Source organism: Ancylomarina longa, from assembly GCF_003996985.1.
Taxonomy (GTDB): domain Bacteria; phylum Bacteroidota; class Bacteroidia; order Bacteroidales; family Marinifilaceae; genus Ancylomarina_A; species Ancylomarina_A longa.
In genome coordinates this window covers 34,487-56,779 of sequence record NZ_RJJX01000012.1, presented here as the reverse complement: position 1 = coordinate 56,779, position 22,293 = coordinate 34,487, and the positions used below count along the sequence as shown (strand labels likewise).

Here is a 22,293-nt window from a genome sequence, read left to right as displayed (position 1 = left end):
GGTGTTTTATTCAACACAAAATATAAAACTATATCTAAATGTCTGTAGGTGAGCGTTTAAAAAAAGTGAGACAAGAGCGAAAAATTTCCCAAAATGATTTTGCCGAAACGTTAAATGTATCTCGATCGACCTATTTGTTAGTTGAAAAAGGAGAGAGAGAAATTAATTTCAAGATGTTGGAAGCTCTAAAAAGTGGATTTGATATTTCGGCGGATTGGTTATTATTTGGTACTGAAGTGGGTGGGAATAATGATAGTGAAGAACAGATTTCAAGAAAAATGCTTGAACTTTCTGTTTTAACACCTTGCTTAACACACTTTATGCCGTTTATAGAAGCTTTAGAAAATTTTGCTCAAAAAGATAGTAAAACCTATGAGCGTATTAAAGCCATACGTACAGGCATGGATAAAATATCAGAAACTACCGAGCTAATTAATAATATTAAAACTAAAACGGAATATAGTTTGTTTGATAAAACTGGATTGAAGTTGTCTAGAATTATTGACCTCCAACTATGGGAGGTATTAAAAAAAGTACAAGAATTGACTAGATATATTAATATATCAGATGCTGATACTTTACAGTCTCTTGTGCCAATATATTACGACAATATAGAAAACTATTTAGGAGGATTGGAACAGCAAATAAACAACTTCCTTAAGCAACAGGATAAAGCAAAAGAATAACAACAAAAGCCACACTGATAAGATTATCGATGTGGCTTTATCTTTTTATTGAGATTAGATTTAGTTTGATATATATCCAATCCTTATTTAAAAAGTCAATCAAAATTTTAAATAAGTCTTTCCCTTAATTAAAAAAATGCTCGAAAATTTAAATAAGAATGTTTTCATGTAAAGAAAACTCGTTATTTTTTTCAGGAAGAATGATATTCATTTATTGTCAAAAATGCGAGATTTAGTTAAAATCTCGCATTTTTAATAAATTATATTAGTCTTTTAGATATTTAAAACTATATTAGTACTTATATGAAAATAACGAGATTTAGTTAAAATCTCGCAATTTTAATAATTAATACCTGAATGATATGATTGAGCAACCTCCAAAAATTAAACAAACTGATAGTGTAATAAAATTGATGATAGAGTTGCAAAGTAACGGTTTGTTAAAATCCATACAGGATAATTATTTATACTGGGATAAATTAAAGTATAAAGCTCAACAATATGATCCCGTTAAGTTATGGAGTGCTGTAAAATTTCATAGACGCATAAATAGTAGTGTCGTTAAATTCGGAGAAAATAAATTTTCTTTTATGCTTACTGATTATATTCAAAGAAGCTTACATAGTTTTGATATGCATTTTGGAGGTACTTTAAGCAGTAATATAGGAATTGCAGAAACGGACAAAAAGAAGTTTATAATAAGTTCATTAATAGAAGAAGCTATTTCGAGTAGCCAAATAGAGGGGGCTAATACCACCAGAAAAAAGGCAAAAGAAATGATTCATAAGGAGCAAAAACCTAAAAGTAAAGATGAATTAATGATTCTTAATAACTTTATTACTATGCAAGAAATTGCAGAAAGTAAAGATGAAGAATTAACGCCTAAAAAAATACTTTTTATTCATCGCTTAATTTCAAATAATACTCTAGATAATAAAGAGGATGAAGGTAGGTTTCGAAAGGATAATGATATATTCGTTGTTAATACATCAAGTAGCGAAACAGTTCACACACCACCTAATTTTGAAGAAATACCTCGATTAATCGAAGATCTTTGTTTGTTTTTTAATAGCGATACGGATGATTTTATTCACCCTATTGTAAAAGGCTGTATAATTCATTTTATTTTAGCTTGGATTCATCCATTCGCAGATGGAAATGGCAGAACATCAAGAGCTTTGTTTTATTGGTATATGTTGAAAAAAGGTTACTGGATGACGGAGTATTTATCTATTTCAAGAATTATCAAGGGATCCAAAAATCAATATGAAAAGGCTTTTTTATATACTGAATCAGATGGGAATGACTTAAGCTATTTTATTACATACCATATTAAAACTTTGGAAAAAGCAGTTGAAGCATTAAAATCATATATCAATCGTAAACAAAAGGAAGTTTCTCAAGCTTCTAAATTTCTGAAAATACCTTTAGTTAATGACAGGATGGCTCAGATATTAAAAATTATTTATGATGATGCTGATAGGGTCCTTAATACTAAAGAAATAGAATCAAGATTTAGTATTTCAAATTATACTGCAAGAACAGACTTAAAAAACCTTGTTGAATTAGGATTTCTTGAAATAATTAAAGTCAACAAGAAGAAGCAAAATTTTATAAAATCTTCAGATTTTGATAAAATTATAAAAGGTTATAATCTATAATTGAATCCATATGGATACTGTTGGTACTTTTCTGTAAGTATATGTCTTATGTTGGAGTTAATTATGTGATTTGTTATTGCTAAAATTGCGAGATTTGTTTAAAATCTCGCAATTTTTACTTTTCATTAGATAGTTTTGATTCTTATTTTTTGCGCAAGATTTCTTAAAAAGAAATCTCTTTTTTTAAATAGCTTTATCCGTAAAAAATGGATGTTGTGCCATTCTATCGGCTTGCTGTTCCTTGGTTACTTTGATGTATTTCATAAATGAGCTTTCAGTGGTATGAGTACTGATAGCCATGATATCAATTACTGGAACACCAGCTAAATAAGCATTTGTACAAAAGCTACGTCTTGCTGTGTGGGTTTTTATAAGAGTGTACTTAGGAACGTGTTTATTCACTTTTAAGCCACCTTTAGATTTGCTAGTGCTTTCTATGTCGTCAAGCTCTGCAAGTTCTCCTACCTCTTTTATTTTGTAGTTAATTGATTGGTCAGCCATTTTCTTAGGTGGTTTTCCGTCATTCTTTTCTAATATTGCTACTACAATAGGGTGCAAAGGGATAACAACCTTTTGTCCTGTTTTTTTTGTATCAACTTTTAGCCTATAACCATCAATTCGTTTTATAATGTTTTCAGGTTTAAGATCATTAAAATCGGAAACTCGTAAGCCTGTAAAAGCACCAATCAAAAATAAATCTCTAGCTCTTTCATGTAGAGGTTTTTCGGATAAATCGAGATTGTACATTTTCTTTAGTTCTGTAACAGTTAGGTAGATATTATCTACTTCTTCTTTGAGAACTACGAAGCGTTTACTTCTAAAACTTAAATTGTTGGTTAATTCATGTTCCACAGCTTCACCCATAAACATTTTTAGATTCTTTATGTGTTTGCCTGTATTATTGGTAGCATAGTTTTTTGTGTTGCACCATACAATAAAATCATAATAAAAATCGAGTGTAATAAGTTCAAATGAAAGGTGATATTTGGCCGTTTCAAATAGCTCTAGAACAGCTTTAGTTCCTTTAAGGCTCTTTATTGTTCCTTGGGTAATTGGTCGTCCTGTACTTGGATTTATTTTTCCTTCATAGCTTTTTATTACTTTGTCTATAAATCCGAAAAAGCTCTTTTCTTTTTCATTAACTGGTGCAAAATAATTATCAAGGAATTTCTTTAAAGTGTACTTTGATAAGGGTAAACCATCAACTATACATCCATCAACAAAAGCGGTTACTTTATTTTCAAGATTATTAAGCAAGCTATTTATTGAAACTTTATTTTTTGCGGCTGCGACATTTCGCACTCTTTGATCTTTCCAATATTTAGGAATTACTTTTATTCCAATTGGATATACCAATTTTTCGCCTTTTAGACGGTAAACTAGGTGTATTGGGGTTTCAGTTTCGCTTTTTGGAGATCTTAAAGTAAATCGAACGTTTGACATTGGCTTATCTCTTTATTTGATTTGCCAAAGATATACTATTTTGAATTTGTTGCCGCTTTTGTTGCCGCTTTTTCTTTATTTTATCTTAATCTACTTAATTTACTTTTATATCGAATAGTAGCTGTAAGTGCTATGGATAGTAAGTTTTAATGATTTTTATAGTGTGATTTAATAGTTTAGAAAAACATTAATTTAAGTATTTTTCAGTCCGCCAGAGACCTCAATAAAAACGCTTAACTTGCTGAAAGTTAAGCGTTTTGTTTTTTATGCCTGACGAAATACCTGACGGAAAATTATTTTTGTTTTACCCTTTGCCTTTGGGGCGAAAATCCATGATACAAGAAAGCCATACTGATAATTTTATCGATGTGGCTTTTCTTCCATGTATTAGTTCGTTTATTAAATTCTTTGAAATATTATCCAGATAATCTTATAATTGAATTTCTGGAGAATCAGAATTTGATCAATTATCTTTTTTTTAGAGAAATAGATTTTTACTTCGATTTTTCTTAATTCTTTAAAATATTAATTTTTATTCCCGATAAAATATTAAAAGATAAATTCTTCTTATTTTAATTTTTTCCCATTTTTTAAAATTATTCGCCTTTTTAGTTTAATTTCATACTAAAATCTAAAAATAGAATACTTAAGATTTTAAAAATATGAAAGATTTTAAAGCAGGCAACTATATAAACCAGGGTACTTATAAGAGTTTTCAGCCAGAACTAATAAATAGAGAATGGAAGATTGATAACATGGAAGTTATAAGTTTATTAGATAAAGCTAATAGACATCTAGGCCGTCTGGACATGTTTTCAGAATACATTCCTAATATTGATTTATTTATTAGTATGCACGTTTTGAAAGAAGCTACTCAATCAAGTAAAATTGAAGGAACACAAACGAATATTGAGGAAGCTTTACTGGATAAAGAGGATGTGAATATTGAAAAACGTAATGATTGGGAAGAAGTCCAGAATTATATATCAGCTTTAAATAAGGCTGTAGATTCACTTAACAGACTACCCTTTTCATCAAGATTAATTACAGAAACTCATGAAACACTACTAAAAGGTGTTAGAGGAACACACAAACTTCCGGGGCATTTTAGAACAAGCCAGAACTGGATCGGAGGAGCCTCTATAAATGATGCTACATTCGTTCCGCCAGTATATACTTCTATTAATACAATAATGGGCGACTTGGAAAATTTTGCACACAATACAGATTTTTTCTTCCCAGATCTACTTAAAATTGCGCTAATACATTATCAATTTGAGACTATTCATCCTTTCCTAGACGGTAATGGAAGAGTTGGTCGCCTACTTATTACATTATATCTGATTGAGAAAGGAATTTTAAAAAAGCCAATTTTATATCTATCGGACTTCTTTGAAAGAAATCGGACATTGTATTACGGCAATCTTTCAAGAGTAAGAGAAAAAGATGATATAACACAATGGTTTAAATTCTTCCTAGTTGGTTTGATAGAAACAACTCAAAATGGAATTGAAACATTTGATAAGATACTAAAATTAAAGAGTGGAGTAGATAGTAAAATTCAAACTCTTGGCAATCGTTCAGCAAATGCTTTCAAGTTAATGAACTATTTATACAAAAAACCATTAGTGAATGCTTTCAAAGTATCAGAAATTACAGAAACGTCTGATGCAACAGGTTACAGTTTAATAAAATCATTGGTTGAATTGGGAATACTAAAAGAAATTACTGGAAGAAAGAGAAAAAAGATTTATGCTTTTAGTGATTATATAGATTTGTTTTAAAATTAAGACAACACAAGAAAACCATACGGATAATTCTATCGGTGTGGTTTTTTTGAATGAATGTTAATTCAAATGTACTAGTTAAATGAAACATTAGAACTCTACTTTTAGAACATTCCAGTAAAAGGAGGTGCTTGTTAGTACTTCCTTTTCTGTTAATATCTTCGGCTTTCACCTTGCATGCTCATTACGTTGAACATTTCTTTAAGTCGGTTTCTTACACGGTCACCATATCGTTCTTCGATTTGTGATGGACTTAAATTAGTAGTCACAAACATTAGGAATCGTTTGTCAAGATATCTTTGGTTTAATATCTCGTAAATTGGTTGTTTGATCGTTCCGAATACATTTATTTGAGGCTGTTCTGTACCAATGTCATCAATGAATAGAGGGGAGACAAGAAGTCTTTCTTTTTTAGTTAAACGTCGTTCAAAAATATTATTTACATAACATGCAGAATATTGGGCAATTATTTTATTAGCATGTAGCATGAACTCACATAGAATTTTTAAAATCATGATTTTTCCAGTGCCTACCTCTCCAAATAACCGAATTCCTTTATTTAGGTTTCCTTTAAAGAACTTTTCCAAATCCATATCCACAGCATATTTATAGCCGTCAATAATATATTCTTTGATTTTGCTCACTCTGTGTTCAGGTCTGAATCCATAACTGTACGGTGAAAACTGGTGCTCATAAATAGGTGATAAAACTTATATTATCGCCTGTTGGACTGCACGATCAACAATCTGGGGATACACAGGTAGTATGGTTCTGCATAGAAATGCTTCGCTTATTTACCAAAGCATTTGGCTTAACTAACCGAAATTTTGGACTTAGGAAGCGAAGTTATGCAGTCCTTCTCCTCAACGGATGGCTTAGAGGACGTAAATTTTTAGGTTCCCAACCTCAAAATTAGGCTAGCAAACCACAACGAAAGCTTAGGGAACGGGAAGGGAAGCATAACGAACCTAAACAGAACGGTCGCCAACCGATAATTTGGGGTTTCGCACCTCAACGGAAGCCTTAGGAGACGTAAAATTTTAGGTTCGGAACCTCAAAATTTGGGTAGCAAACCACAACGAAAGCTTAGAAAACGGAGAGGGAAGTATAACGGACTTGCACCGTCTAGTTATTCGATGCACAGCACCCAAAAAGAGGCTGAATCGTTATACGAAACAGCCTCTTCCTTTTATCTAAGGTAATAAATTAATACCCTGGATTCTGAGTAATACTTCCACCTGACTTATCAATATCTTTTTGAGGAATTGGATACAGGTAATTATAGTCCTGGAAATTTCTTCCAAGTGCTGTCAATACCGTTTGGGCAGTTCCCCATCTTTTCAAGTCATTAAATCTTTGAGACTCAAAACCTAATTCAACTCTTCTTTCCGACATTAACCAATCTTTTATTTCCGCTTGATTCGTAGAACTAACTCTATCTGGTAATGTTCCTACAGGTACTATGGAACCATCGGCAGTAGGGCTGGTTCTAGCTCTTCTTCTTATTTGGTTAACTATAGCCACAGCACCAGAATAATCTCCGGTTTCATTAAGAGCTTCTGCTTTCCAAAGTAATACATCAGCATAGCGTATATATACTTTATTACCATAATCAATCTGATCAGTTGTTGATCCTACTATCTTAGAGGAACGCTTATTAGCAATGTCAGTAGTATATAACAATCTAGGATCGTTAGCTTCAAATGCATTAATAAAATCATCAGTAGGAGAGAAAAATCCCCATCCACTTACATCTTTGAGTCCATTAGTATTATTAGGAGTTTCATTTGAGCGGTGATCATATGCAAAAATCACTTCATCATCAGCAAATTCTAAATTAGCATCAAAACTATCGAAATAGTTAGCGTTAAGACTGTAGAAACCTAGCCCATCGAGTTCTGCAATTAAGCTAAGTACTGTTGTCCAATCTTCACTATATAATGCAACTTTAGCTTGTAATGCAATAATTGCACCTTTTGAAGCTCTCCATGGTTCAGAAAGTACAGGATATTTTGCATTTGCTGCAATTGTTTTAGCAGCTGATAAATCTGAATTTATCTGTGTTTTAACATCATCTGCAGATGCTCTCACGGAAACATCAAAAGCTTCCTCAAATGAAGCCGGTGAATTAAGAACTAACGGTACATCACCAAAATTATTTACTAAATCAAAATAGTAAAAAGCTCTTAAAAAATAGGCTTCTGATAATAATTGATTTTTACGTGCTTCTTCCATTCCTACCTTTTGAATTAACTCAGTATCAGTTAAGAAGTTTATTGCAATGTTTACTCTACTAATACCTTCATAGTCATACACCCAAATCCCATTGAATGCTTGATTCTCCGGTGTAAAGCTAAAATCTGCGATCTTATCCATCCAAGGTTGGTCTCCATCGGGATTCCATTTTTTATTCATGTCATTAGAAGCAATATCTTGCAAAACAATGTCATTTCTAAATACCGTTCCTAAATCCCATCTCCACCCAGGTATGATACCATTTAACGTGTTTTCAAGAGGTAAGTAGGAGGAGTTCACCGAAGATTCGATTGTTGCAATTGTAGGATCTGATGAAATCTGATCTTTAGTTAGCAGTCCTATCGGATCTTTGTCTAATTCATCCGTACAACTCACAAGACCTGTAAGGAGGAATAAAATAATGATTATATTACTATATATATGTTTCATGATTTAAATTTTTCAATATTAAAATTTAACATTTACGCCGAATAAAACCGATGTCGATTGAGGGTAGGTTCCCAAATCCATTAAATCTGTAGATTCTGGATCTAATCCACTATAGTCAGTTATTGTAAATAGATTTTGACTAGATACATAAAAACGTAAATTTTGAATTCCTTTTATAGATTTAATATTATATCCAATTTCAATATTTTTAAGACGTAGATAAGAAGCATCTTCGACAAAAATGCTAGATACCTTACTACTTCCATTATCCTGGAATGTAACTCTTGGTATAGTATTACTGCTACCCTCTCCATCCCAAGCTCCTAAAACAGCTGTAGTATAGTTAAAAGGACGCGTGTCATAATCTACAATTTGTTTCCCTTGATTGTATCTATCAACACCCGAAACCCCTTGAAATAACATAGAAAAATCAAAGCCTTTATAAGTTGCTGAGAATGAAAATCCATAAGTTAAATCTGGAATAGGACTTCCTAAAAATTCTCTATCCTTATCCGGAGTTATTTTTCCATCACCATTAACATCTTTGAATTTAATATCACCAGGTTTTGCACTTCCATCTGATAAATAACTATCTATTTCAGCCTGATTTTGATATATACCAATCATTCTATATCCATAATAAGAATTTAATGGATGACCAACTGCTGTTTTTGTTACGTCCGTTACAATATTGGGTACATTTGGATGTAGTTTTTCAACATTATTAGTTAATGTCGCTATATTGGCATTTATATTGTATTTAAACGCCTTATCTGAATTTCTATAATCTAAAGAAAATTCGAATCCTTTATTACTAACTTCACCAGCATTAACGATAGTAGGAGCTACATCTCCAACTACAGATGGCAAACTAATTGGCAATAATATATCGGAGGTATTCTTTACAAAATATTCTGCTGACATTGCCAATTTATTATTGAATAAACCAACATCAACACCAAAATTTGATTGAGTAGAACTCTCCCACTTCAAATCAGGATTACCAAAACGGTTTGTTTTAACAACACCATCAACTTGACTAACTAAAGTTAAATAAGCATAATCATCAATCTCTTGATTCCCAAGTTTACCCCAACTTGCTCTTAATTTTAAATTAGATAACCAATCCACGTCGCTCAAAAAATCTTCATCAGAAATTTTCCAGCCAGCAGAAACAGAAGGAAAATAACCCCAGCGATTGTTTTCAGAAAATCTTGAGGATGCATCGGCTCTTACGTTAGCAGTAACCATATATTTATTATCATACACATACGATGTTGAAGCAAACAAAGAGAATAATGCCCATTCTGACGCAGTTCCGCTATTCCAAATATCCAAATCCGAACCACCGTAATCTAAGTATCTATATTTATCAGTTGTGAAAGGAAAACGAGCTCTGCTGGCCCCTATTGAGGATTCATAATTCTCAATATATTCTGTACCAACCATAGCACTAAAATCATGCTTATCATTGAAGGTTTTAGCGTAGTTTAATGTGTTGTTAAACGTTATTGTACGCGCCTCTCCTCTTTCTTCACTTAAATTATTTGGCCTGTTTTGTCTGCCCAATCCTTTATCAATTGCAGATCCACCACCATCATCATCACCAAAATTCTCATTAAAGGCTTTGTTGTGAAACATTGTTAAATCTACACCAAGGTTTGTTCTGAATTTTAATTCTTTGTTCCCCAAAAATGCATACTCACCATACACATTTCCAAACGTTTTATAAACTTTTCGTTTGTCATCTGAAAAAAAGGCTTTAGCAATTGGGTTACCTACCATTTCATACATTGTTCTTTGTAATCCTTGATCATATCCAGTAGGTGTAAAAAATGGCATATCAGTAAAAGGATCTCTCTCAGAATAAGTAGGATCATTAACATCTTTACGTACTGCTAAAACTGGTGCTCTTAATAAAGCAAATCTAATTAGACTTTCCCCTTTTGATGCAATTGCATCTTGAGTTGAATAGGACAACTGAAGATTCGTACCAATTTTAAAACGATCCGTTATATTTACATTTATATTGGTTCTATAATTTAATTTTTGGTATTTATCATTATTGTAAACTACAATTCCATCTTGTCCATAATAACCTAAGGACGTTAAAAATTGCATTTTATCAGTTCCTCCACTAGCCGTTAATTGTAAATTTTGTGATTTTCCTTGTTCAAACAATTCATCTAGCCAATTTGTATCAGAAAAATCAGATCTACCTCTATCTGCTGTATAAGGATTTACTCCTGTTCTGTCAGAATTATTCCATGCTTTTTCCAGAGTATTTATATACTGGTCAGCGTTCAGCATATTAGGAAGATTAGATACTTTTTGAAGTCCTCTATAGTAGCTTACATCAAAACTTGTTTTCCCTATCACTCCACTTTTGGTAGTAATTACTACCACACCACCAGAAGCTCTGGAACCATAGATTGCAGCTGCTGCAGCATCTTTTAAAACAGTCATTGTTTTAATGTCTGCCTGATTTAAGAAGGTGATATCACGTGAAGGAACACCATCAACTATATATAAAGGGTTATTATTTCCAATGGTTCCTTCTCCACGAATCCTTATTTGAATGGGATCCCCTGGCGCTCCCGTACTTGATGTTACCAACACTCCTGCAATTTGTCCCTGCAAGGCCTGTGCAACATTTGGCACCCGTGTTTTTTCCATATCCGAAACATCAACAACAGATACCGCACCTGTCAAGGTAGATTTTTTTCTTGATGTATATCCAACAACAACAACCTCATCTAAACCAGTTGTATCTTCGTGCAAAATGACATTAATATTTGTTTGTCCTGCAATTTCAACTTCTTCTACTTTCATTCCAATGAAAGAAAACACCAATACTCGTGCATCATCTGGCACTTCCAATTTGTAGTTACCATCGATATTTGTAATAGTACCCGTGGTTGTACCTTTTACTGTAATACTAACCCCCGGTAGAGATTCCCCACTTTCAGTGGTAACTTTTCCTGAAACAAGAACTTGTCCAAAGACAGCACTTGTCAAAAAGATAAATACAAAACCAAGTATTCCTCTTTTTAAATTGAAAAAAATAGTTTTCATTTAATTTAATTTAGTTAACAATAGTAAAATAGAAATTTGTATTATCATATTACAATAATTCATTCTAAGTAGCTTGCCCTTGTGATTTGCAATCGTTTTCACTATATCATTGAACATTCTTTAGTTCTCCAGAAAAAATTCAATATTCTTTAAATCTTATTTTTTGTACTACAAATGATTCTCATCATCAAGAAAAAATCAGAAGGCTAATTTGTAGGAGTTTTTCATCACGAATTATTGATTAAGCTATGTTATTTCAAAAATTAGTGGTTTTAATAAAGGAGATAACAATCCCATTAGCCAAAACTTTTCCATTTTTTCTAATTAATTCTGTTCCTGAAGGAATTTCAACTAATAGCATTGCTTTGTCCCCCTCAATTAAAAAGCTACCCTTTCCTTTTATTTTATGGGCAATAATTTCTCCTGAGACAATATCGAAGAGATCAATTGGTTTTTCAGAGGAATATTCTATCCTCTTTTCTTCAGAATATGGATTATAATAGAGATAGGTCGGATATGCTTTACCTCTGTAAAAATCTGTTGCCAAACAATTGAGTTGAAGAATTTCTTCCACATTTGTCTTTCTTATTATAGAACCAAAAATTCCAACGTGAGCTGATCCGTATATACTAAACATAGAGAGTTTTGGTTGGTTCACCACCCAATTTGGACCATCACCTAATGCAATAGGAGAAACGCCTTTAAATTTCTCATTATTGTAGGCATCTGTTTTCTTTAATCCTTCGTATGCAATTACATTGTGAGTAATGGCTTTTTTACCTGGCAAGTACTGATGATTGTCAGGAATTTCATATGGGTAAAACAAGCGAGTGGAATTGGCTGCGTTCAAGATCCATTTCCCCATAGCTTTTGCATATTCTGGATCATAGCGAACCATTGGAATAAGAGGCCAAGCCATATCAAAAGTGTTCATTAGGAAGCCATATCCTCCTTCTTGAAGTACATTTCCCTGTAATCCTGAAACATCATAATCCCCCCAGTGGTCAGATGTAATTCCCCATCCTGTACGACCATCCTTAGCGGTACAGCCATCAAAAGTCCAATTAATAATTTTAGTGACATTATAGTTTGTTCCATGTTCTGCATTTAAGCGGGCAGCCACATATGCTCCAAAAGGCATCAACACTTCGTAAAAACGACTTTCTTTTTGACTAAGCAAGGCTTCAATAGCAGACTTTGCTCCCTTGAGATAACGAGGATCACCAAATTTCTGATAGGCAGCATAAAGTACATAAGCATGTCCTGCAGCTGCATCTTGCTGATAAGGAATTTGGTTTCGTTTTCCCTCCATGGAAGAATAATCGAAATAAGAGTAATCGTAATTCCCATTCAATGTAGAATCTGCTCTATAGAATTGTTCTGCAATAGTTCTCTGAATTTGATCGGCTCCATCTACCTTAGGTTGCAATTCAGAAACAGCATAAAATAGAACATTAGGAAAAACATCATACCACCAGTCGCGACCATATCCTCCACCTAGCAGCGCAACTTCAGGACAAGTATTATTCATCATGATATTCCAACCATTATCAGTATTGAAATAGTTCTGAATCATTTTCACATAATTGTACCCATCTTGATGTCGCTTATCAATACCAACTAAACCAGCACTCATGAGGGCTCCTAGTGAGTTGATTGCTTCGTGGAACTCTCCCTTATTGTGTTGTGGACCTTGACGAATATCCCCAATAACAGTGTATAGACCAAAAGTTTGCTGATCAAGATTTCGATGACCATTATCCAGCCATATAAAGGGACGATACTCTCCAGTATCTTTAAAATTAAATATCACTTTATCGAAGTTCACTGCCTTTTCCTTCCAATCCAACATTTTGTATGGTTGAGGTTGATTAGGCATGGTTTCGATTTTACTAATCTCCAGTTGCGTAACTGGTTCTTGTACTTGCTGAGTACACGAAACCCACAGTAAACTAAGCAAAACTACAAGCAGTCGTAATTTGTTCATCTGTTATTATTTTGATAATTATTTACTATTTCTTTAGATTTAGTCAATAGAAATTTAATTGACTCCTATTAAAATCTGATTATTAATTTGCTTCCTGATCTGAGCGCTTAATAATATGTTGCGCCATTGGAATGGATAACAATTGAATTAACGCCACAATTAGGAGCGAATACTTAAGAGAAAACATAAGTGAAACATAATTGGCAAGCACAAGAAACAAGCCCAAACCAAAGACACGTCCCAAATAAAGTCCGAATTCATGATTAAAGATGTAAGCAAACTCGCTACGTTTCTCTTTTTTTGATACCACATCGATAACCCTCATCTGAATTGGAAAGTATGCAATATCATGAAGGGGTTGGAATAATACTTTTGTCAACATAAACACAATGACTCCAGCTGCTGAAAAAAGAATTGCATTAGTGAACGTACCGATTACAAATAAAGTAAGTCCAACAGTGAATATGTAGATTCGGTGTTCTGGCTTGGAAAAACGACCTAAAAGATAGAGTATGATCGCAGTTATTATACCACTAATGGCCTGAATGGTACCAAGTGAATTTTCATTTCCTACCAAAGTCATAATAAGAATAGCAGGTGCTGTTACCAGATACCCCTGAACCATACCTTTTAGTCCGGCCAATACAAGCAATTTGTTCCACAACTTATGAAACTGAAAGAATACAAATTTTTTCTGAGTTGGATTTTTGAATTTTTCTTTATGAATAACAATGGAAGAAACAATGGTAAGCGCAAATACAAAAAGTGTAACCAATTGATAAGCTTTGGTAATATTTCCCCCAAACCAGCCTAAATTTTCATAGGTAATCAGGAACCAGCCAATAATAAAAGGGATTATTATTGAGGTAATGGTGTAAAAAAATGTTTCTATTCCATAATAATAATTACGATTTTCATTATTCGTTGTATTCAAAGCAAGAAAATCACGATTAGCCCAGAAAAAACCAAACGAAGAACCCATGATTAATCCAGATAAACCTATTCCCACAATATTAAGCTCATCTAATGTCATCATAAACAACATAGAAGCGCCACTTAGAAGCATTCCAAAGCTGTAAAGATTAGTTATCTTTATTTTATTTAACAAAAAGCCATTAATTAGAAAAGTAATTGGTATTCCTGTATATAAAGCTACCTGATATATGGCCACAAGTGTGGGATCATTTGTATTACGCATGATATAGGCTGCTACAAAAAGATCAATAATTGGAAGAACCACGGCATATATCATATTTGTTACCAGAAGTACCCTCATATCCCGTGGGTAACTCAGAAACACAAAATACTCAGACAATGGCTTCTTCAATATTTTAATAATTTTCTCCATTAGTTATATGTTTAGAGATTTTAAAATTTCATTAATGGAGAGTTGAGCTCCACAGATCACTTCATCGGAAGCTCCATAATATAATGTGATAACATCGCCATCTACCAAATGTCCATTAGAGAACACAACATTACCAAAGAATCCAGTTTTTTCGTAATCCATAATTGGCTCCATAATTGGTTCTTGACTGCGAGCAATTACTTTGGAGGGGTCATTAAGATCTAACAATAATGCTCCCAGACAATAACGATTTTCTTTTGTTGCACCATGATAAATCTCGAGCCACCCTTTGGCTGTTCGAATGGGTGCAGCTCCTGCCCCAACTCTCGCACTATCCCAATTTCCGGTTCGAGTAGTAGCTAACAACTGATGATTTCCCCAATGAATTCTATCTGGTGATTCGGCAATCCAAATATAGTTTCCTCCTAATTCCGGACTACTGGGACGATGCAATGCATAATATTTTCCATTAATCTTCTCCTCAAACATTGCACAATCCTTATTGTGTGGAGAAAAAATCATTCCATGCCGATCAAAATGTTTCCAATCCTTAGTTTGAATATAGCCTACACCTACACCATTGGCAGAAACTTTTGTGTATGTTAGGTGGTATCCATCATCCATTGTTGCTACACGACAATCTTCAATTCCAAATGTTTCCTGTGAGCCAAATCCCATAATAGGACTAACTCCCTGAGCTTCTTTAAAGTTTATTTGATCATCACTACACACCAAACGAAGGTGAGAGAGTGTGGTTAAATAATACTTTCCCATATAAATGACAATTCGGGGATCCGAAACATCCAAATTCGGGTCATGCTCGTCAAAGCTTAAGATTTCGATATTTCCTTCCTTATTATAAACCGGAAAACTAATTTTCCCCTTCTCCTGTTTTGGCCTTTCTGCAACACGAAGTAATAACCATGTTTTATCTTGGTAACGAAATACACCAGGATTTAATAAGCATTCTATTTCCATCCCTGGCATACTTGGTGTAATGTCTTTCGGTGCGAGCAAAGGATTTTGCTCAAATCTTTTAGCGATATCCATATAGAGTTTATTTTTCTTCCTTCAAAGGACATTCATTTAATTATACTTTTAGTCCACCATATCATCATATTTGTATACCATATTACAAAATCAAGTTTTTGCAACTATAGTACACAATCAAGTGTGCAATTAATGATTGTCAAATAAATATTATACTCATTTAATCAAGTTTCTGCCTCCTCAAAGATCTAGACCATTATCAGCAAGGCTACATTCTACAATTCATATTCAGGTAAACCACTTAAAGGATCTTGAGGATATCTTTGGCAAAGTTCAACCAATACATCTTCATGTGTTACTGCCACATTGGCCACTGTATCATTTCCCCCATAATAGATAAAAATAGCTCCATCCTCTCTTCTAAACGCACCACAGGAAAACACTACATTGGGAACATGAACATAGTCCTCTTGTTGGTTTTTGCAGTCAGCTGCAGAAGGAAACAGAATAGGAATATTGGAAACTTTCACCTTTTGAGGATCTTTTAAGTCATGTAATGCAATTCCCAGCGTATATGGATTTCCATCCATAGTGCCACGAACTCCATGAAATATATTAAGCCATCCATATTTTGTTTTTATGGGAGTAGCTCCCGGACCAATTTTATCGGAGAAAGTACTCGGACCACCTCCCTGTTTCATAATGGGTGTTTCAAGCAAATCCCACTCATTACTATATAAGTCTTTGGAGAATCCAATTCTGATTTCTTTAAAAACGCCTCCTGTGTGATCTATACTGTGATCATTAGGTCGGAAGAGGGCAACATATCTGTCACCAAAAAGCTCAGGGAAAATAACTACATTTCTCATATCCACATCCATCAATGGACCATGGCGCACAAATTCCTTAAAGTTTGTTGTAGTGGCAAGAGAAACCCTCACTCTATCTTTAATACTGCTATGATATGCACTATAGGTGATAAAATAGGTGTCGCCAATCTTAGAAATTCTAGGATCCTCAAGCCCTCCTGATTCATTCTCAATTATCTCCTCTGAATCCACACCTTCACCAAACAAATCCTGCCTATTACAAGGTTTCAAAACAGGTTTAGGATCAACACTCCAGTTATTTAATCCATTTTTACTGCGTGCCACTCCAAGTACAGAAATACCATTTCGTAGATGCGATCGAAATAACATGATTACTTCGTCGTTATATTGGGCAATACCTACATTATGAACTGTTATAATTTGATATTTTGGATCTTTCCAAATGCTATTTACTTCATGACAAGTTAGTATTGGATTACCATTAAAACGTTCTACGGGTTTATTCAAATTCACTTCTGCCACTTCTCCAGACAATGATATTCTTCGCGATACAAGTTCCATTCGTTAGCTATTAAAAGGATTCAACATTTTCACATTTCTTTAAGTCACCCCATAAATTACAAAAAATAACTGATAAGGAGTTATCGATAATATCCTTTGAGGGGGTATTACAACTGACGATCAAATGAACCTTAATTAGACAAAACTGTTGTTTACTCTATTCTCAATTTTGTACACAGGAGTTCCTAAATCACATAATCCCCTGAAATAGAGAATTTGTTAGCATGCTTTTTTATTATCTTTAGCCAAGAATATTATCAAAACCCAGATGGTGAAAAATTTCCTAATTGGCCTAATAAGCATTCTCATTTTATCCGGATTTAAACCCATAAACTGGAGACATGACCATATCAGCAATTCTGATGGTCTTTCAAATAGCGCTGTAACTTCTATTTTCAAGGATTCCAGGGGTTTTATGTGGTTTGGTACATGGGATGGATTAAACCGATTTGATGGAAGTAATATCAAGGTCTTCAAACCCGACATCTACATAAATGGAAGTATTAGCAATAACATTATCCGTAATATTATCGAGGATAAAACAGGCAAACTCTGGATTGTAACCGAAAAAGGACTTAACTCTTACAATTTTAATCAGGAATCGTTTACTCCCTTTTTACAAAATATTAAGAATAACCGTTACCGGGAAAATAGTTTTCACGCAATAATAGGTCCCGATAGTTTACTCTGGTGCAGTGTATATAATTATGGAATTACCCATTTTGATTTGCAAACAAAAACCTTTTTAGCGCCCATAAAACTTGCCAAAGAACCCAAGTTATTACAAAATATCGAGGGGTTATTTTTCTCTCCCAAAGGCATTTTATGGGTGATAAATAGTAATGGGGCTGTTTTTGCACTAAAAAATGTTGATCAATGGAAAATAACGAAGCAATTTAATCTCTCCTCTCATTCAGAGGTTCTCCCGGAAAAAAATTGGTTTGTAAATGATGGAAAAAATAATTTCCTAATCGTTGGCTTGGCAAAAGGAGGATTCCTTGTAATAAATCTTGAAAATGGAAAGAGTACAATCCTCCATAAAGGAGATAAGAACTTTAATGTCACCACCATCTCAAAAGGGATGAGAAAAGGTATCTTTTGGGGAGGAACTGATTCTGGCAGGCTTTTTAAAATATCTTTGAAACCGCAAATAAAAATTGATTTCCTAGAAAATCAACTGATCGGCCTTTCCGGAAATCAGGTGAAAATATGGTCTATCACCGAAACCAAACCTGATATATTATGGATTGGAACTGATGGAGATGGAGTACATAAATATATAACCAAGTCTAATTTTTTTACAACTATAAAAAAAGGAAATCTTAGCAAGGGACTAATAAATCACAATATCGTAAGAGCCATTCATGAGGATAAGAATGGAAATATTTGGGTTGGCACAAGAGGAAATGGACTTAATTATATTCCATCCTCAGGAGGAGCAACTCGTATTTTTAATCGTGATAAAGGTCTTTCAAATAATGCAGTGCTTTCTTTGGAAAGTGATGTGAACGGTAATATTTGGATTGGAGTAGATGGCGAAGGTATAGATATGTATGAAACAACGACAGGTAAGATTCTTCACTTTCCTCGAGACTTTATCAACCATCCAAAAGTAGATTTTGGATTTGTATACTCCATCTGCAGGGATTCGTATGGGCATATGTGGCTTGGTACAAGTGGATACGGTCTTATTGGCTTCTCCATTAACAAAAATGAAAATGGAAAGTATATTCTTCTGGATCATAAACAATACCGAAGTGATACATCCAAAACAAATGGATTTCAGAGTGATGTTATTTATGCCATAGCTGAAGGAAGTCCAAATATATTATGGGTTGGATCCCGCGGAGGAGGACTATACCGACTCAACACAATAACTAATAAAATAGAAGTATTTCGAAGTAATCCAAAAATTCAAAACACAATCAATAATGATGATATATTAAGTCTATGGAAAAGCAACAAACAGGAATTATGGATTGGAACCAGCGGAGGTCTTAATAAATTAAATTTGTCAACTACTCCCTATCAATTTACTCATTTTACAGAAAATGAGGGATTGCCGAACAATACAATACATGCAATTTTGGAGGATTCCCTACAAAATATTTGGTTAAGTACCAACAAAGGTCTATCGAAAATAAACACCGAAACAAGCAAGATAAGAAACTACCTCCAATCCGATGGTCTTCAAAGTAATGAATACACAGATGGAGCATCATGTTTAGGAAAATTCTCAGGCCTTCTGTATTTTGGGGGAGTAAATGGATTTAACCTATTTAAATCGGAACAAATTACTGATTCTCATTATTTCCCACGCCTGATCATTACTGAATTTGAAAACACAAACAATCCAACGGAAACTCTGCCTCAAAATATAGATGTTAGCGATACAATTTCTCTTCCCTATAATCAAAACTTTTTCCGCTTAAAATTTACAGCTTTAAATTATCACAACAAACGGAAATGCAAGTACGCATATAAATTGGAAAATTTCAATCAAAATTATATAATTTCAGATGGGGAAGAAAAAATTAGTTTTACCAATGTACCTCCTGGAGAGTATAATTTTAAAGTAAAGTGTACAAATGAAGATGGAATCTGGAGTCCTCATTCACGTCAAATTTATTTTATCATCACGCCTCCTTTTTGGAAAACAACTTGGGCTTACTTAGCATATATCTGTCTCGTATCAATAATTTTATATATAATTATTTTTTTAATTCTTCGTCGCGTTCGTATTCGCAATCAATTAGAAATGGAACGAATAAAGGTGCAGAAAGCAGAAGAATTGAACCAATACAAACTACAGTTTTTCACTAATATCGCGCATGAATTTCGCACCCCACTTACCCTAATCATGGCTCCGGCATCACAATTAATGGAAATCTGTGACAAAAAGATTGCTCCCTATGTGAAAACAATATATAATAACTCCAACCGCCTACATCACCTTATTCGTGAATTAATTGATTTCAGGAAGATAGAGACAGGACATATGGAACTCAAAATTAGAGAAGGAAGTTTAAGTAAACTGATATCCTCAGTTGCAGATGCTTTCGTTCAATATGCCCAACAAAACCATGTTTGTCTTACCGTTGAATCCTTTCCTGCTGAAATAAAGGGGTGGTTCGATTATGGGATACTCGAAAAAATCCTTTTAAATCTAATTTCGAATGCTATTAAATATACTTCACAAGAGGGAACTATTTCTGTCTCCTTAACTCTCCACGGTGATAATGCTCACATAAAAGTGAAAGATACTGGTATTGGGATTTCAGAAAAGATGAAAGATAAAGTATTTGATCGCTTTTTTCATCAGACAAATGAATTTCCTAAATTAAAGGGTTCAACAGAGGGTGCTGGCATTGGCTTATCTCTTACAAAAAGTCTTGTTGAATTTCATCATGGTGAAATTATATTAGATAGTGTTTTTGGAAAAGGCAGTTGTTTTACCGTTGTTATTCCCTTGAACAAAGAACAATACCGAGAGCAGGAATGCCAGCAAGCTATACTTATTGATGAAGGCAGAATTAAAGAAAAGGCTGCTATGGAATTTATGGGATTGGAGCAAACCTTAAGCGATAGATCTAGCATGGAATCCTCAAATAAAAAATCAGAACATACACTTCTTATTGTTGATGACAACCCCCAACTACTTAATTTACTTAGCGATATTCTGCATAAAGATTATCTGATAATGCAAGCTTCAAATGGATTAGAAGCTCTTAACATTCTAAAAAAGGAAAATATTAGTGTGGTAATTAGTGATATCATTATGCCACAAATGAATGGATTAAAACTGTGCCAGTCTATTAAAGAAGACATTAATACGTGTCATATACCTGTCATCTTACTTACAGCAAAGGGAGAATTAGAACATAGAATTGAAGGCATTGAAGTCGGAGCAGATAGTTATATCCCAAAACCATTTGATCCCCGACACTTGAAGGTCCGTATACATCAATTAATAAAATCTCGTTTAAGAATTCAGAATGAATTAAGATTATCTCCCGAAAAATCTCCGGAAATTCTCAAAGGACTAAATAGTCGCGACACTCAATTCCTTAGTAGAATGCAGAGTTTTGTGGAAAAAAATCTAGATCAAACTGATTTAGATGCAAACCAAATGGCCAGAGAACTTGCCATGAGTAAAACCCAATTGTACAGAAAAGTGAAAGCTGTTACAGGATTTACCCCTCATGGATTTATAAAGCATTACCGTTTGAAAAAAGCAGGTCACCTCTTAAAGGAAACATCTTTAAGTGTTACGGAAGTGATTTATGAAACCGGTTTTAATAACAGAACTTATTTTTATCGTTCTTTCAAAGAAGTATTTGGTACCTCTCCTGGTAATTATTCTAAATCCTAGATTTATTACATTTCCTCAAAACTTATTCGATATAGATAAAAGCATTGCATTTAAGGGACTATTGGTCGTCGCTTAAAATTCTGATTTGTTTGTGTTTTTTTCAAATCTATTGTTAGCAATAAACTTGAATTTCTGCTATTTCTAAATAGACGAATTACAGGATTAATTAATTTGATCATTTTGTACGGGTACTTGTGGTGGTTGATTTAAATGATTATTGTTTGGAGGAGATTTCGTTGGAATCTCCTTTTGTTATTAAAAGGAACCCTCAGAAGACAGATTCAATTATCTTTATCGCTAAAATAAAAACAATATCTTTTCATAAGTATATCTTACAAGAATGATCGGTACAGTAAAGTAGATTTTACTCCATTAGAATTGATACAAGAAATGGAGAAAAACAAGGATATGATACTTCTTGATGTGCGCGAACCTGTTGAAGTACAAATTTGCCATATTGAAAATGCCATACATATTCCCATGGGGGAAATTTCAGGAAAGTTAAATCATCTACCCCAAAATAAGGATTTAGTAATTTTCTGCCATATGGGTGTTCGGAGCAAACAAATTACAGAATATCTTCGCGCCAATGGATTCACACGAGCCTTTAACCTTAACGGAGGCATCAATCGTTGGTCAGTTGAAGTTGATCCTGGTGTGGTCAGATATTATTAACCTGAGTTCGATTTAAAATATCAACACCTTTAATTATTCTACCAGAATTCTTTCACGCAATACAAAAGGTTTTCCCTTTTCTGATATATCTTCCAAAATCAATTCCTATTCACCTTTTAAATTTTGCTGAGTATATCCTGACTTATCGGCGAAAAAATAAAATAAAACCTCCTGAAAGCCGCGCGATGATTGA

The 22,293-nt window shown here is 33.6% G+C and carries 13 protein-coding genes; 5 read left to right on the top strand and 8 right to left on the bottom strand.

The features are described from left to right. Nucleotides 1–38: 38 nt before the first annotated feature. Together DLK05_RS10080 and DLK05_RS10075 are read left to right on the top strand one after the other, a co-directional pair. Nucleotides 39–686, top strand: coding sequence for a helix-turn-helix domain-containing protein (locus tag DLK05_RS10080; protein ID WP_127343883.1), 648 nt, complete (start codon nt 39–41; stop codon nt 684–686). Nucleotides 687–1,048: 362 nt separating this feature from the next. After that, nucleotides 1,049–2,347 carry a Fic family protein gene (locus tag DLK05_RS10075; RefSeq protein WP_127343882.1) on the top strand — a complete coding sequence of 433 codons (1,299 nt, stop codon included), beginning with the start codon at nt 1,049–1,051 and terminating at the stop codon, nt 2,345–2,347. A 183-nt stretch (nt 2,348–2,530) separates the two neighbouring features. Here DLK05_RS10075 and DLK05_RS10070 read toward each other — a convergent pair whose 3' ends face one another. Continuing rightward, entirely contained in the window at nt 2,531–3,790 is a 1,260-nt protein-coding gene (locus DLK05_RS10070) for a site-specific integrase (protein ID WP_127343881.1), read from the bottom strand. Between the two features lie 662 nt (nt 3,791–4,452). On the opposite strand from DLK05_RS10070, the gene DLK05_RS10065 reads away from it, so the two are divergent. Then, a complete protein-coding gene (locus DLK05_RS10065; protein WP_127343880.1) occupies nt 4,453–5,574 on the top strand; it encodes a Fic family protein in 1,122 nt (373 codons plus the stop codon). Between the two features lie 155 nt (nt 5,575–5,729). Here the strand turns inward: DLK05_RS10065 and DLK05_RS10060 are convergent, their stop codons facing one another. From DLK05_RS10060 to DLK05_RS10030, 7 genes are all read right to left on the bottom strand, one after another. Next, nucleotides 5,730–6,221, bottom strand: a complete 492-nt coding sequence (locus DLK05_RS10060; RefSeq protein ID WP_127343879.1) for a P-loop NTPase family protein — start codon at nt 6,219–6,221, stop codon at nt 5,730–5,732. Nucleotides 6,222–6,783: 562 nt separating this feature from the next. Then, nucleotides 6,784–8,262, bottom strand: coding sequence for a RagB/SusD family nutrient uptake outer membrane protein (locus DLK05_RS10055; RefSeq protein ID WP_127343878.1), 1,479 nt, complete (start codon nt 8,260–8,262; stop codon nt 6,784–6,786). A gap of 18 nt (nt 8,263–8,280) precedes the next feature. After that, nucleotides 8,281–11,337 carry a SusC/RagA family TonB-linked outer membrane protein gene (locus tag DLK05_RS10050; RefSeq protein ID WP_127343877.1) on the bottom strand — a complete coding sequence of 1,019 codons (3,057 nt, stop codon included), beginning with the start codon at nt 11,335–11,337 and terminating at the stop codon, nt 8,281–8,283. Nucleotides 11,338–11,593: 256 nt separating this feature from the next. After that, complete coding sequence (locus tag DLK05_RS10045) at nt 11,594–13,324, bottom strand: hypothetical protein (protein ID WP_209319824.1); 1,731 nt, start codon at nt 13,322–13,324, stop codon at nt 11,594–11,596. Between the two features lie 82 nt (nt 13,325–13,406). After that, nucleotides 13,407–14,672 carry an MFS transporter gene (locus DLK05_RS10040; RefSeq protein ID WP_209319823.1) on the bottom strand — a complete coding sequence of 422 codons (1,266 nt, stop codon included), beginning with the start codon at nt 14,670–14,672 and terminating at the stop codon, nt 13,407–13,409. Nucleotides 14,673–14,675: 3 nt separating this feature from the next. After that, entirely contained in the window at nt 14,676–15,722 is a 1,047-nt protein-coding gene (locus tag DLK05_RS10035; protein ID WP_127343876.1) for a glycoside hydrolase family 130 protein, read from the bottom strand. A gap of 215 nt (nt 15,723–15,937) precedes the next feature. After that, nucleotides 15,938–17,053, bottom strand: coding sequence for a glycoside hydrolase family 130 protein (locus DLK05_RS10030; RefSeq protein ID WP_127343875.1), 1,116 nt, complete (start codon nt 17,051–17,053; stop codon nt 15,938–15,940). 271 nt (nt 17,054–17,324) lie between these two features. Between DLK05_RS10030 and DLK05_RS10025 the strand changes: the two genes are divergently transcribed. Together DLK05_RS10025 and DLK05_RS10020 are read left to right on the top strand one after the other, a co-directional pair. After that, on the top strand, nt 17,325–21,425 hold the full coding sequence (locus DLK05_RS10025; RefSeq protein ID WP_209319822.1) for a hybrid sensor histidine kinase/response regulator transcription factor: 4,101 nt from the start codon (nt 17,325–17,327) through the stop codon (nt 21,423–21,425). Nucleotides 21,426–21,803: 378 nt separating this feature from the next. Next, entirely contained in the window at nt 21,804–22,100 is a 297-nt protein-coding gene (locus DLK05_RS10020) for a rhodanese-like domain-containing protein (protein ID WP_262707817.1), read from the top strand. Nucleotides 22,101–22,293 lie beyond the last annotated feature (193 nt).